The sequence below is a fragment of the Leptospira terpstrae serovar Hualin str. LT 11-33 = ATCC 700639 genome, assembly GCF_000332495.1.
GTDB classification, from domain to species: Bacteria; Spirochaetota; Leptospiria; order Leptospirales; family Leptospiraceae; genus Leptospira_A; species Leptospira_A terpstrae.
On sequence record NZ_AOGW02000018.1, the window covers coordinates 222526 to 236716 of the forward strand.

13 protein-coding genes are annotated in these 14191 nt (G+C 38.3%); 8 read left to right on the forward strand and 5 right to left on the reverse strand.

Going from position 1 to position 14191, the window contains the following annotated elements; genetic code table 11:
• Window positions 1-48 precede the first annotated feature (48 nt).
• The 4 genes from LEP1GSC203_RS17230 to LEP1GSC203_RS17245 are packed head-to-tail and all read left to right on the forward strand — an operon-like array spanning window position 49 to window position 3974.
• The gene (locus tag LEP1GSC203_RS17230) at window positions 49-2817 is read left to right on the forward strand and encodes a hypothetical protein (RefSeq protein ID WP_002975438.1); all 2769 of its coding nucleotides are present in this window, start codon (window positions 49-51) and stop codon (window positions 2815-2817) included.
• Complete coding sequence (locus LEP1GSC203_RS17235) at window positions 2789-3397, forward strand: tetratricopeptide repeat protein (protein WP_002975188.1); 609 nt, start codon at window positions 2789-2791, stop codon at window positions 3395-3397. Before LEP1GSC203_RS17230 ends, LEP1GSC203_RS17235 begins: the two co-directional genes overlap by 29 nt.
• Window positions 3397-3588: a CopG family transcriptional regulator gene (locus LEP1GSC203_RS17240; protein WP_002975230.1), complete on the forward strand. Its 192-nt coding sequence runs from the start codon at window positions 3397-3399 to the stop codon at window positions 3586-3588. Before LEP1GSC203_RS17235 ends, LEP1GSC203_RS17240 begins: the two co-directional genes overlap by 1 nt.
• Window positions 3585-3974 (forward strand): hypothetical protein, encoded by a 390-nt coding sequence (locus LEP1GSC203_RS17245; protein WP_002975419.1) that lies wholly within the window; start codon window positions 3585-3587, stop codon window positions 3972-3974. The genes LEP1GSC203_RS17240 and LEP1GSC203_RS17245 overlap by 4 nt, the downstream gene beginning before the upstream one ends.
• On the opposite strand, the gene LEP1GSC203_RS17250 is transcribed toward LEP1GSC203_RS17245, so the two are convergent.
• Genes LEP1GSC203_RS17250 through serC form a run of 4 tightly spaced genes read right to left on the reverse strand, consistent with a single transcriptional unit; the run spans window position 3942 to window position 7777 of the window.
• Complete coding sequence (locus tag LEP1GSC203_RS17250; protein ID WP_232225932.1) at window positions 3942-5666, reverse strand: concanavalin A-like lectin/glucanase; 1725 nt, start codon at window positions 5664-5666, stop codon at window positions 3942-3944. The genes LEP1GSC203_RS17245 and LEP1GSC203_RS17250 overlap by 33 nt on opposite strands.
• Window positions 5597-6034, reverse strand: coding sequence for a ribose 5-phosphate isomerase B (rpiB, locus tag LEP1GSC203_RS17255; protein WP_002975248.1), 438 nt, complete (start codon window positions 6032-6034; stop codon window positions 5597-5599). The genes LEP1GSC203_RS17250 and rpiB overlap by 70 nt, the downstream gene beginning before the upstream one ends.
• Window positions 6031-6687 carry a hypothetical protein gene (locus tag LEP1GSC203_RS17260; RefSeq protein WP_002975518.1) on the reverse strand — a complete coding sequence of 219 codons (657 nt, stop codon included), beginning with the start codon at window positions 6685-6687 and terminating at the stop codon, window positions 6031-6033. The genes rpiB and LEP1GSC203_RS17260 overlap by 4 nt, the downstream gene beginning before the upstream one ends.
• Window positions 6680-7777 (reverse strand): 3-phosphoserine/phosphohydroxythreonine transaminase, encoded by a 1098-nt coding sequence (gene serC / locus LEP1GSC203_RS17265; protein WP_084765019.1) that lies wholly within the window; start codon window positions 7775-7777, stop codon window positions 6680-6682. Before serC ends, LEP1GSC203_RS17260 begins: the two co-directional genes overlap by 8 nt.
• Before the next feature lie 124 nt (window positions 7778-7901).
• Between serC and LEP1GSC203_RS17270 the strand changes: the two genes are divergently transcribed.
• On the forward strand, window positions 7902-9569 hold the full coding sequence (locus tag LEP1GSC203_RS17270; RefSeq protein ID WP_002975295.1) for a P83/100 family protein: 1668 nt from the start codon (window positions 7902-7904) through the stop codon (window positions 9567-9569).
• A gap of 20 nt (window positions 9570-9589) precedes the next feature.
• Window positions 9590-10777 carry an MFS transporter gene (locus tag LEP1GSC203_RS17275; RefSeq protein ID WP_002975490.1) on the forward strand — a complete coding sequence of 396 codons (1188 nt, stop codon included), beginning with the start codon at window positions 9590-9592 and terminating at the stop codon, window positions 10775-10777.
• Here LEP1GSC203_RS17275 and LEP1GSC203_RS17280 read toward each other — a convergent pair.
• Window positions 10774-11880 carry a tetratricopeptide repeat protein gene (locus LEP1GSC203_RS17280; RefSeq protein ID WP_002975267.1) on the reverse strand — a complete coding sequence of 369 codons (1107 nt, stop codon included), beginning with the start codon at window positions 11878-11880 and terminating at the stop codon, window positions 10774-10776. The two genes, LEP1GSC203_RS17275 and LEP1GSC203_RS17280, sit on opposite strands and share 4 nt — an antisense overlap.
• A 111-nt stretch (window positions 11881-11991) precedes the next feature.
• Here LEP1GSC203_RS17280 and ilvB point away from each other — a divergent pair, with 111 nt between their 5' ends.
• Together ilvB and ilvN are read left to right on the forward strand one after the other, a co-directional pair.
• Window positions 11992-13698, forward strand: a complete 1707-nt coding sequence (gene ilvB / locus LEP1GSC203_RS17285) for a biosynthetic-type acetolactate synthase large subunit (protein ID WP_002975425.1) — start codon at window positions 11992-11994, stop codon at window positions 13696-13698.
• On the forward strand, window positions 13695-14183 hold the full coding sequence (ilvN, locus tag LEP1GSC203_RS17290) for an acetolactate synthase small subunit (protein ID WP_002975344.1): 489 nt from the start codon (window positions 13695-13697) through the stop codon (window positions 14181-14183). The genes ilvB and ilvN overlap by 4 nt, the downstream gene beginning before the upstream one ends.
• The last annotated feature ends 8 nt before the right edge of the window (window positions 14184-14191 follow it).

The window sequence follows — 14191 nt, forward strand, 5'->3', positions numbered from 1 at the left end:
CTTTCCTTGGACTGATTGGTTTTTGCCAATGACAACCCGATAATTAGAATGATGAAACGAAATTTCGGAAACCTGTCTATTCTTTTTGGATACTTGCTAGTTTCCCTTCTCGTTACCTCTCTACTCTTTGGATATTTCGAATGGATTCGGCCCCTTCGTATGAAATCCAATTTGATTTCGGCTCTAAAACGTTTTGATGAGGACAGAACAAAAGAGTATTTGAATACACTCGAGTTCTTTTTTCGAGAATCAGCGTTGCCTTACCGTGCCTCTCAAGTAACCTCTCGAATCAAACAAACCCTGGGATTAAACTATGTAAGGTTGTATGATGATTCCCTTCGCCTTATTCATAGTACAGACGAAACTAACGAAATCTTTCAAGAAGAACTAAGGCAAGACCCCACAGGGCTTTTAGAGGGAAAACTCCGAACTCTTGCTAACGGTGATTATGTGTATAGGGACCTTTCAGGAAAATTTTTTGTAGTTTTTCCTCTGGGTCCAGCCTTACCCAAACAAATTCAAAATGCCAACTTAGAGTATGGATATCTTTACTGGGCATTTGAACCCAAGTCACAGAAAATATTATATACGAATGATGAATCTATTTTGACTGGGGATCGAGAAAGTAACCAACTTCTGGGACTTTTTTCTGGGAAAGAAGGTCAGACCATTACATGGCAGTTAGATGGTGAAAATTCAAAACTGATTTTAGAAACCACAGATCATTTTTCTATTTATTTACTCAGACAGTCAGATTCCGAAACCGATGAAATCAGGTTTGGTTGTTTTATCCTTTTTCTTATTACTTTTACCGGTCTTTTTTATATCCGTTTTATTTGGATGGTCATCCATACTCATGGATATCAATTCAAACGTAGAATTCTTGTCCCAGTTGTTGTATATTTGATTTTACTTTTGTTTTATCAAAAAAGCTTCGAACTTTTCCCTGACTATCGTTATTATAAACCATGGACAAAACATAGGTTAGTCCAGTTTGAAGAGACACTTTCCGTGCTTGAAAAAAATTTACTTCGAGAAGGCCTTGGAGAAGGCGGCGGTCTCGGCGAAACAGAAAGAATTGTTTCTGAACTTTATCTATGGAAAGAAGGATCTACAGATAGTAAAACAATTCAAAATCGATTTGGTACTGAAATTTTTGGATTGTTTGAAAGAATCCAAAGCCATCCGATCACTATGTTACTTGAATCCGAGATGAATTTAGTTTATCTGATTCCAAAACGAAATACAAGGAATGGATCGATCGATATCCTTGTCGCTGTACTCGATTCTAGTTTTTTACAAGCAAAAAAAGAAAAAGACCGTGATGAATTTTATTTTCCTTTGGTGTCGGCAAAACTATCGGATAACAAAAGTAAGGAACAGGTTCTATTCAATCCAAGGGCTTGGAAAGGTGAAGATACATCCAAGTTTGTCCATTTGGATTCCAAAAAACAATCGGTAGGATTTTTACATCATAAATTCCATTCTTATTATACTTCTAAAGACCAAGGGAAACCAGGGTTTTTATCAGGGTTATCTGTATATCGTTATTCTTCCTTTCCTCCTTATCTATTTAGTTTTGGTTATTTATTTATAGGGCCGTGGATCTTCTTTGTATTGTGGGCATCCATCAAACGAAAATGGGAACATAGCGGCATGTTAGGGGAATCCCCTCGGGTGAGTGAAGATTCAGTTGTAGTAGAAGTAGAGATAAAAAAAACGCCAATTCACAAAGAAGGAATTGAAACAAAAGTGGAACCCATTACAAACAATACAAATCCTGTGAAAAAAACGAGTTTTAAAATACTTCCACCTGCCACTTGGAAACGAATTGCGATCTTAGATGCAGTACAAAAAAAACGAGAAACTATTTTTAATCCTGAGTTAGAAAAACTTGTTCACTCCGTTACCAAAAGAGAAGAATCACAAGATTCAAAATCTACCCAAGAAAATTTTCTTACCTTGGTCCCAGAAGAAAAACGAGTGGAGTATGCTTTACTTGATAAAATCTATCGTGAGAATGAAATTTCATATGATGGGATTGTAGGTTATACAAAAAACTTTATCTCGAGACTTGGTTCGCCTAGGTTTTCTTATTTATTCTTAAATGATTCACTTGGTTCCTTTCATAACCAAATTTCATCTGGATTAGACTATAATACTCGTTCTAATCTAATTTTTTTACACCATGATCCTTATTTACCTTTTGATGAAACTGGTTTTGCTCTGCTTGATGTGGATGATGTTGTTCGACTTGATCGGTTTATTGCTAAGAAGTTTTCTTGGGAAATTCTTTTGCAAACAGAAGCCATCATCGCATTTCACATGGAATCCTTGGGATTCCCTGGAATCTTTTTAGTCCTTTTAAATAAAGAAGAAAGAAGTAAATTTCTCGATTCTCATAAACGGATGATTCAGGACAAACTTCGACAAGTGATTCCCGCCCTGCATGTCCTTGTAGAAAAAGAAGAAAGAAAACCTGAGTTTTTGAAGGATAGTTTGTCATGGATGATTCGTTCCTTTATGCAAGCTACCTTTGGTGGAAAGAGGGCCACTTCGGTTCTTCGCATCCAATGGCCAGAATACCATCCTTCTCCTGAATGGGAACGTTCCAAAAAACATTTTGTAGATTCTATACAAACTTATCTGGAAAGCAAAGATCGATTGATTGAAACCTCACCTAATTCTATGTTGATTGTAACGGCAAAAGATTTATACCTTTCTGTGATTCAAAAATTACAGGAATTACCATTTCGCCATGATATCAAATCGATGAAATTCCCTGACGATGGACAAAACTTCTACCTTTACTTTTAAATTTGTTTGTATTTTTCTCTTATCCATCCAAACTCTCTGGGCCGGTGGTAGCAAAAAAAAAGAAGAAACAACGGCTCTAAAAAAACAAATTTACAATCTTCATAAAGTAGATGAAGAAACTTCATCCATACCGTATTTGGAACGTTATCTTGAACTAAGCCAGAACGAACTTTATTTTAAACTACTTTATGCAAAATCCCTTCTGTATAGAACTGATTTGTCTGTACCAAGGCCAGAAGAACCCGCAGAGGATAGAATTAATAAAGCAAAACTAATTCAAAAAAATTATAATCTATCCTCCAAACTCTTTCAGGAAAATGTTTTGCATTTGGAAAAGGTAAGGCCAAGGGATCCCAATTTAGGCCGTTGGTATTACCTTTGGGCGTTTAGTGAGTGGTTCTCGGATAACAAAGAGAAGGCGATTAAACTCTTTCAAAAAGCAGTCAAATTGGATTATCGTTTGACCGAATCTTATTATAATATAGCTTCCCTTTATGAATCCCTAGGGCAGTGGCAGGATGCAAATTTGTATTGGCGTAAATTTGAAAAGGCTGAAAAAGAATTGGAAGAAGAAGACTAATGGCAAAAATTGATAAACGGTTTCAAATCTTACTTTCGGAAGAGGAACAAATTTTATTAAAAAATGAAGCATCAAGAAGGGGAGTTTCGCAAGGGGAACTCATTCGAATGGCTCTCAAAAATGAAATCATTCAAAAATCAGAACTTTTACGAAGACAAGCCCTTGTCGCTCTTACGGAGTTACTTGATTGAAACTCTATTTAACTTCATCATTTCTCTATGCTTTGCTTAGGTCTTCGCGTAAAACAAAAATCCAAAAGTTATTGTTGGATTCCTTAGATGCTCATGAGAGATTTTTTACATCCTCACTTTCCCTATTTTTATTATTCCAACTTTTAGATCCCCTCGATGGTGAGAAAAAAAAACAAATCCTACGTTATCTAGAAGATCTCACAGATTCGATATTTGATTTGGATACGGAAGCTGTCAGAACACAAATTTTTATGTCAGAAACTTGCGATATGGAAATGGCGATCGCTTTAAAGGAAGGAATGGATGTATTGGTTGTCGACTCGGAAAAGGAGGTAACCTCCCTTCCTTTGCTGTTAGTTCGAAACTTCTTTTGGGAAACTAAATGAAATAGGGGGAGAAAGTGGACTTCGTTGGTCCTTGGAATCCCATTCATTCAAATAGCGGTTGTAAGCTGAAATTCTAAAATAATATGTCAAACCGGGTTGAAAGAGAAGCCCTCTCTTTTCCTTTCTAGAATGATCAACTTGGTCAGCAAGAGGTCGGTATTCTTCGGAAGTAAGTTCCCCTTCAGGGATATATATATTATTCACCAATGTTTCTTCCGTAATACAAAAACGTTTATTTTGAAACCCACTGTCCTCCTCATTACCATCGATTTTGGTTAGGTTTCCGTTTTTATCTTTTTTTACAAATACAGAACCTAACATTCGATTAGGGAGTAATCCATAGTGAATGATATAACCCCCACCATTTTGGACTTCTTTTTCATGGTTGGAATTCCATAAAAAACAAAGGGGTTTTCCAACCAGCAAATTTGATTCCAAACGAAATCGAGTGGGAAGATCTGGAGGTGTTTGTTCCGTATATTCGAAGGCTAACGATTGTACGTTGGGAACTGATTTACCCATGGGGTCTGGTCGAAACCATAATTTCCATTGGTAGAATTTAAATTTGTTTTTTGGAAGTTCTTTATCAAGAGACTTAATTCTTGTCCAGGGAAGACTTGTATTTGTATCTAAAAACTTTTGATTCATACCTCTAAAGTAAAGTTCTAACATCGTGTCTTTTGGTTGTTCTACATTCCAATGAATGCGAAGTAGTGAAGAATTACTGTATTTGGTTTCTAAAACGGGAGATAGGGCAGTACTTCCCTCCATATATCCAATTTTAGTTTCATCATCGTAACGAACCGATTCAAATTTTGTATATTCAAATTCTGGATCACCTTTATGGATATGGAATCCATCTAAGTTTCCATAAAAAGATTTTCCGAGAACAAGAGGAGTAGAATCATTTTCAGGAAAACCAAAACCCAAAGTATCCGCTTGTTTATTTTCATATTCTGCGGTTTCGATTCCATTTTGATACAATACAAACTTATGATTGATAGTATCAAAATAGATAGAGATAACTTCCCAAGTTTTGCGTTTGATTTTTACCGGTGATTCTAACGTAAAACTTGTGGTTCTACCATCAGATTTTTGGAGTAGGTTATTAACAGAAACGGTGGGTTTACTTTCGTTTAACTCGAGTGAGATGCCATATTTTTTTCCCTTCACAAATACGGTTCTGTCTAAAATTACAGAACCTGCCCCTTGTTCGCCCAATCGAATGGGGATGGTAATCGTAAACGGGTCGGGATGGGTTCCAAAAAGTGAATTTCCAGATACAGATAAGTGGATTTGATTCCTTCGTCCGGAAAAATAAGCAGATTTTCTGCCAAAAAAATAAGTTTGGTCATCCACCAAATAAGAAGAAGAAACTACGGAAATGGATTTTGATTTAAATGGAATTCCGGTTTCAGTGGTTTGTGGGTCTGCCACCTCTCCTTCAAAGTCGAAGAAGAGTTCGCCTTGTTTTGGGGTATTTTCTTTGGGTTTGAGAAAGTTCTTTTTGCCAGGTTCGGAATTTTGAACTACGCCGGTTTTTTTCCAGAGGCTAAGGTTAAGAATTTCTTTTTTGGGGACTTCCCATCCAAATACGGGCAGACCCCAAATTAAGAATAGGATTACGACTGTTCTTCGATCAGTCCCAATCGTTTTTGGTGCCTTCCACCTTCGAATTCTGTTTCTATCCATTTTTTTACGATTCTCTGTGCTAAATCCGTTCCGAGAACCCTTCCCCCTAAAACCAATACATTGGCATTGTTATGGCGTTTGGACATTTCCGCCGTAAACTCGTCATGGCAAAGGGCCGCTCGAATGCCTTTGAAACGGTTGGCAGCAATGGATGCTCCAATGCCTGTTCCGCAAAGGGCGATGAGCCTCGGAACTTCACCGGAAAGAACCTTTCGGCAGGCATCTCCAATGATGGTGGGGTAGTCGACGGACTCTTCGCTCTTAGTACCGTAATCGACAATTTCGTAGGTTTCCTCGAGACTTTTCCTGAGGAATTCTTTGAGAGCAAATCCTCCATGGTCAGACGCAATTCCAATTTTTTCTTTCATTCGGCTTTCTCCTTTCTATGTTTTAGGGCTTCGGTGTAGGATTGGTATGATTCCACAGAGAGTGAGAGTAAAAACTTATCTCGTTCTCGGAGTAGGCTCCCGTAGTAACCAGTAAATAGATCTAAATAACGGGATTCTTTTCCCTTGGGATCCTTTTCGGAAAGGAATTCCATTGTTAGATTTGTGATTTCAGTTTTGATTTCCAATCGGGATTCAAACCATTGTTTGGCGAGATTAACTTCTCCCGGTGTGAGTGGATAAGGACGATTGTCAGAAAGTAATATCCTCCATTCATAGGAAAAATACATATCTTCCTTTTCTTTTTCAGCAAGGATAGAGGCTTTAAAATACTCTCCCAAATCCTCAGAGACTGCGTCTTCGGGTAGATCCTTGGCTACATTCTCACGAAAACAATTTAAGGAGGAAATCCGTAGTTCCGCTGATTCCTTTGCATATTCTCCCATTTTGGCTCGGTCTAAATTGAGGAGATTGGGGCTAATCGCCCCTTGCTGAATTTCTTTTTTTAAAGGCAAATAACAATCTTTAGCTTTCTCCCATCCAAGATAACCTTCGGGAATCCAAAGGGAATGTGCAGAAACGGATCCAATAAAAAAAAGAAAAAAACTAAAAGTGGATTTTGGAAAATTAACCATGGGTTCGTTCAAATTCTTTGATAAAAGAAATGAGGGAATCCACTCCTTCTTCTGGCATTGCATTGTAAATGCTAGCCCGAAAACCACCTACGTCACGATATCCTTTCAGACCAGCAAACCCTTGTTCTTCGGCAAGTGCCAGAAATTTTGAATCTAAACTATCGTTATGGCTTCGAAAGACTACATTCATAGCCGAACGAAAGTTTTCCGGAACTGTCGCATAAAATAAAGAAGAAGCATCTAATGCATCATACAATTTTTTTGCCTTTCTTTCATTTACAGCTTCCATGGCCGCAAGCCCACCTTTTCGTTTCAAATATTTGAAAACAAGACTGGCTATGTAGATAGAATAGGTGGGAGGTGTATTATAGTTGGAACCATTTTTTTCCATAAGCGAATAATTCATCAGATTGGGGATGGGGTGTGTTTGTTCTGGCAATTTTTCTTTGTCGTAAATCACGAGAGTGAGCCCAGAAGGGCCAATGTTTTTTTGAGCTCCTGCAAAAATTACAGAGAAGTCTTCAATGGGAAGTTTACGACTTAAAAGTTCGCTTGTCATGTCGGCAAATAGAGGTGCCTTTTTTAATTTAGGAAAGGTTTTATAACGAGTTCCGTAAATGGTATTGTTGGAAGTGATGTAAACATACTTAGCTCCCTCATTTACGAGATCATCGGTAATGGTGGGTAATTCCGTATATTTAGAATCTGCTCCATTAAAAATAGATTTTACATTGGGGTAAAATTTCTTTGCTTCTTCAAAAGCTTTTTTAGCCCAAACACCAGTGACCGCAAAATCCGCAGATTCTCCTGTTGCTAAATAATTATAAGGAATGGCGGAAAATTGTAAAGTAGCTCCACCGGGAAAGTAAACGACCGCATAACGCGAAGGTAGTTCTAGAAGGTCTCGCAGATCGGCAAGAGATTCGTTCAAAATATTTAGGAAATGTTTCTCTCTGTGGCTCATTTCCATCACGGACATTCCTGTTCCTTTGTAGTTTAGGAACTCAGAATTTGCTTCTTCCATGACTTCAGTGGGTAACATGGCAGGACCGGCATTAAAATTGAAGATTCTATGTGTAAACGTTGGCATCCACCCACAGAATTTTGAATATCCACCCGCCGGTAAATAGATTTTTATTCTAAAACTTGCTTTGCAGAATCGGAAAGGTTGTTATTCTTGTGGGCATCTTTACCCCAATTTTCGTGAGGAAACAATGAGAATTTCTCGTTCCATCATCATTTGCCTATTCTTAGGCGGTCTTTCCCTGACCGCTCAGTCCAAAGCCCCTCTCGGTGAGTCCGAAATCAAGGGTTCCAAAAAAATTGAATTCATCAACCGCTCCTTACGTAAGGCATCTGATGACATTATCCAAGAAAATACCGAAATTGGTCGTAAACTCGCAGAAACCTTGGCCAAAGAAAATACGGCTACCGTCGATGGAGTCAAAATCCAAAGAATTCTTCCTGGTGAGGATGGAAAACTCGGAGCCGACATCCTTTTTCTGTCAGAGTCGCAAAGTTTTGATCATGTCAATTCGATTGCAAGGATCATCGCTTCCTATGTGGAAAAATCCTTTCAATACAAAGTAGGGAATGCAGAGACTCTAGCTCAGTACATCCTTTACTATAATGCCACTCACAGAAAAGATTCAAAGTTTTTTACTAAAAAATACACAGAGGGTGTGATTGCCGCAACATCCAGTGATAAATTAGGAATCGATACCGTTTATAAAAATTGGCCAGGTAAAACGCAAATCATCATTCCTATTGAAGGAAATATTTTAAAAGATAGTGGGAAAGATCTCACAACAGATGAGTTAGAAAAAGACGTCAACAAAACGGTAAAGGATAAAGAAAAAGATCCAGCCACCAAACAGAAGATGGAAGACGAAGCCAAAAAAATGGATAAGTTGCAAACCGATAAACTTAAAGATGAAAAAAAGGTTTTGCAAGATAAAAAACAAGAAGTGGCTAACGAACAAAAACAACTTCAAGACAAAAAAGATGCTCTGAAAAAACAAGAGGCAGAAACAGTTGCGAGCATCAATGAATTAAAAAAAGATCCAGTGAAAAACAAAGCTGAGATTGAAAAGAAAACGGAAGACATCAAAAAAATAGAACAAGAGAAAAAAGACACTGATAAAAAATCAGAAGCTGTCGAAGCCAAAAAAGAAGAGCTCAGTAAAAAAGAAGAACAAATCGCTAAAAAAGAAGAAGCTCGCACTGGTGGTGACACAGCGAAAAAAGATGACACTGTCCAAAAGGTGGAAGCTAAAGTTGAGGAATTAAAATCTGAGCTTGCACAAACTAAAGAAGAACTGAAGAAAAAAGAAGAACAAAGTGACAATGTTGTGAACAACAAAATTCTTTTTATGAAGTTTATCAAATACGATACAGATGGACATTATTCTAACGAACTTTGGGCCATTGATCCTGCCAAAGACGATGCACTTTATAAAAGTTCCTATAACAACATTTGTTCCAAGGAATTTAAAGAAATCGCAAACCAAGGAGTTCTCGTTCTTGGGTATGACGGCGAAAAAGTAGAAACTCGTAAACACAAACTGGTATTACTTGATCCAGACAAATTAAGTGTTAAAAAAACAAGTGAATCTGCAGATATTTTCTGGAGAACACCTATGATCAATCGTGAAGACAAAATCTACGTGATTGAAAAGGTAAAAGACAAATACCATGTCTCAAGATTTAAATCAGACCTAACCTTTGAAAAAAGGACAGAAGAACCTGTTGAAGAAAATTCGGAACTCACATTCTTTGGTGATAAAATCTATGTGACAGGGAAACCGAAAGAAGGTGACAAAACTACCATCAAAGTCTTTAAAAAAGAAGATTTAAGCCTACTCAAAACCATCGCTCCTTAAGGTGCGGTGGGTTCTCCTCTTTGAAATACATTTCTAAAACCGTCTTGGTTTTATCGCTTGTGAGTCTGTTTACAGACATCGCAAGCGAAATGTTATACCCTGTTCTGCCTATTTACCTCAAATCGATTGGATATTCTATCCTGTTTATTGGGATACTAGAAGGGATCACTGAAGTGGTTTCCGGTTACGGAAAAGGATACTTTGGTCACCTATCGGATGTTACTGGAAAACGTGTTCCTTTCGTCAGATTTGGATATGCATTGAGTGCCATTTCAAAACCATTATTAAGTATAAGCCAAGTCCCTTTCGTTGTTTTAGTTTCACGTATTTTGGATCGAATTGGAAAAGGGGTTCGAACAGGTGCACGGGATGCTATTTTATCCTCCGAAGCCACAAATAAAACTAAAGCCAGAGTTTTTGGATTTCATCGAGCAATGGATACATTGGGTGCAGTAATTGGCCCCAGTTTCGCTTTAGTTTACTTGTATTCCCATCCTAACGATTATATTTTTCTATTTTATTTGGCTTTTTTGCCAGGTTTGATCGCCATTGGTTTTACTTTCCTATTAAAGGAGAAAAAGGACCAACCCATTCAAAGAAATCTAACTAAACAAAATAATTCTTTATTTAATTTTCTTTCCTATTGGAAAAAATCAAATCCCAACTATAGGAAGTTAGTTGTTGGTCTGTTGGTGTTTGCTTTTTGGAACAGTTCGGATGTGTTTTTGATATTAAAATCAAAGGAAGCTGGATTGGATGATCATTTAGTCATCGGGATTTATATTTTCTACAATTTGGTATATGCAGTTTTTGCTTATCCACTAGGAGTGATAGCTGATAAAATTGGATTAAAAACAATGTTTTTACTTGGTCTCGGGATTTATGCTATTGTTTATTTACTGATGGGTTTTGTTCAAAGTTCTGTTCTGATTTTACTGGCATTTTTTTTGTATGGTCTGTACGCGGCTGCAACAGAAGGGATTTCCAAAGCCTGGGTTAGCAATTCCATCCCTAGAAGTGAAACTGCAACTGCCATTGGTATGTATACGGGATTACAAAGCATTTGTGCATTTTTTGCAAGTATAGTGGCAGGTTGGTTATGGTTTCTCTTTGGGGCTCCAGTCACTTTTATTGTCACTGGAGTTTTTGCCGTTTTGGTTTTTCTTTATTTTTTCTTCATAAAGATAGAAGAAGTATCAAATATTTAATCTTTTAAATATTCAATTCTTTCTCGGATGGATTCATTAGAAGGATTTTTCTTCGCTAAATCTTCCAGAAGTTTAATCGCCTCTGGTTTTTTCCCCATAATGTCCCAAAGATCAGAAAGTTCCAAAGCAGGTCTTGGATCACTTGGAGACTTGGAAAGAAGTCCCAAGTATATTTCTTCGGCTTTTTCTAAATCACCAATGAGGCGTAAGGCGGCCGCTTTTCCAAGTAAGGCAAAGTAATCATCACCGCTTGCTAGAATTTTATTAAAACATTCGAGTGCTTTGTCGTAATTCCCAAGACCACGAAGTGAGTCTGCATAACGATTGATAATGAGTTTGTTGTCTGGATCTGATTCGAGTATTTTTTCCCAAAAGGTAATGGCGGTTTTAAAATCTTTTTTACCACGATAGGATTCTGCAAGTCCGTAAAGTGCAAAAAAGTTTTTAGGATCTAGTTCTTTGGCACGGTCATAGTAAAGAATGGCTTTATCGAAATCTTTTATTTTGCGATAACTGTTACCTATTTCGGTAAGGATTTTGATATTGTTTGGTTGGCTGGAAAGTAGTTTTTCCCACCACTGGATGGCATCTACATACCTTTGGCAGGCAAAGTACAAATGCCCAAGCCCAACAATGACATACTGGTCATTGGGATTGATCTGAAGGGCTTCCATATAATAAACTTCTGATTCTTTAAAATTCTTTAGTTTTCTATGTGCGTCGGCAACTCTGGAGAGGATACTTGCGTCTGTGATTGTTATGTGGTGGAATTCTTCGGCAACTTCGATGATACGTTTGAGACTGTTTAAATCTCTATATGCATTCATAAGTCCCATAAGAGAAAACTTATTGGTAGTATCACCGGCTAAACATTTTCTATAGTATTGAATTGCCTGTTCTGGCTGTTTAGTTTTGGCATAATAATCACCAAGACCTACGAGGCCATAAGTGTTGGATGGATCTTCATCCAGTAATATGTCTAATCGTTCCTTGGCTTCTTTAAACCGACCCTGATCAAGAAAACGATAGGCCTCTTTTGCAAGGGCTTTTATTTTTGTGAACTTTTCATCTTCTTGTGGCTTTTCAGTATCTGTATTTTCCATATCCTCGGTCCAATTTTCAGCATTCTTTTTTAGACAGTAAAAATCGACTCAAAAACGTGAGAACATTGACAACAGGCTCTTTTTTGCAGAAATGACAATAGGGGGGAACGTATGTCATCTACAACCGAAGCAATTACAGGCGGCCGACTGATGGTCGAATTATTGGAAGAAGCGGGTGTGGAGATTGTCTTTGGATACCCTGGTGGTGCTATCCTCCCATTCTACGACGAACTCTATCATAGTAAAAAAATCAAACATATCCTTGTTCGCCATGAACAAGGTGCCGTCCATATGGCCGAAGGTTATGCACGTTCTACAGGCAAGTTAGGTGTTTGTATTGCTACTTCAGGTCCTGGTGCTACAAATTTAATCACTGGTCTTACCGACGCCAAATTGGATTCCATTCCCATCCTTGCCATCACTGGACAAGTTGCTACAGATGCCATCGGAACCGATGCCTTTCAAGAGGCAGATATTTTTGGAATCACCATTCCTATTACCAAATACAACGCTCTCATCAAAAAGGCAGATGATCTTGCTCGTCATTTCGAAGAAGCCATTAAAATAGCGATGGGGGGAAGACCAGGACCTGTTCTTCTTGATTTTCCGAAAGATGTACAAACACAAAAAACAACAGTAAGAAAAGCAACTTCACTTAAAATTGCTCCTCATCATTATGAAAGACCAAAAGTCAAAGGCGACCCACAAGAATTTGCAGAAGTTTTAAACGGGGCCAAACGCCCGTTACTCTATGTTGGTGGTGGTGCGATCAATTCTTTTGCTTCCGCTGAAATCAAAGCTTTGGCAGAAAAAGCAAATGCACCTGTAACTACAACTCTTATGGGTCTTGGTGCTTTTCCTGGGACACATCCACTATCTGTGGGAATGCTTGGAATGCACGGAACAGCTTATGCCAACAAAGCAGTGTTAGAGTGTGATTACATATTAAACTTAGGGGCTCGGTTTGATGACCGTGTTGCCAAATACCAAGACTTTGCACCGAATGCCATTCGTGCTCATGTGGACATTGATGCGGCTGAGTTTAACAAACGGATCAATGTAGATCATATCCTACATGGAGATTTAAAAGATGCCATCCGGGAAATTCTTCCTTTTGTCAAAGGGGGGGACCGAAGTTCTTGGATTGAAAATATCCAAACCTTAAAGAAAAACCATCCTCTCGATTATGATAATAGTGGAGACAGCATCAAACCCCAAGACTTCTTGCAAAGAGTGTATGCTAGAACCAAAGGGGAGGCCATCGTCTCGACTGATGTAGGCCAACACCAAATGTGGGCAGCCCAATATTATCTTTTTGATCGTCCTAATACTTGGTTAACTTCTGGCGGACTTGGCACAATGGGGTATGGTCTTCCTGCGGCCATTGGTGCCAAATTTGGAAATCCAGACAAAACCGTCATTTGTGTAACAGGGGATGGATCTTTTCAAATGTGTATCCAGGAACTTGCCACTATCGCACAATCGAAGTTAGGTGTAAAAATCTTATTATTTAATAATAACTTTCTTGGAATGGTTCGCCAGTGGCAGGAACTATTTTATGAAGAACGTTTTAGTGAGTCCCAGTGGACTTATAATCCTGACTTCGTAAAACTTTCGGAAGCGTACGGAATCCCTGCAATGAAGATTGAACACAAATCTGAAATTGAAAAGGGTGTAGATTTTTTCTTAAAAGATAGTGGATCAGCTCTTATCGAAGTGATGATCCCAGCAGAAGAAAAAGTGTTCCCGATGATCCCTGCAGGAAAATCACAACAAGACTTAATCGAATTCAAAGACTTGGGGAAATTGAAAAAATGAAACACACTCTAAGTATTTTAGTCAATAACCACCCTGGTGTGATGAGCCATGTTTCCGGCCTTTTTACTCGCCGTGGATACAATATCGATTCGATTGCCGTGGGTGTGACGGACAACGCGGAAGTTTCTTCTATGACCATCGTCCTTAACGGAGATGATTTTGTGGTTGGCCAAGTCAAAAACCAACTCCTCAAACTGCCTGATGTATTGAGAGTCCAAGACATGGCTTATGCAAGTTCTGTCCAAAGGGAACTTGTGCTCATTTCCTTTTCCATTACAGAAGGGAATCGCAGTGAAGCACTCACCATCTGCAATGGGTTCGATGTTAAAATTCTAGAAATGACGGAAGATTCTCTCCTTATTGAATTTTCTGGAAATTCGAGGCAAGTTGCCAATATAATATCAGTTCTGAAGCCCTTTGGAATTCGTGAGATTTCTCGCACAGGGCAAATCGCGATTGCCTATCGGAACCAAAACTCCGTTTAGAATCCACT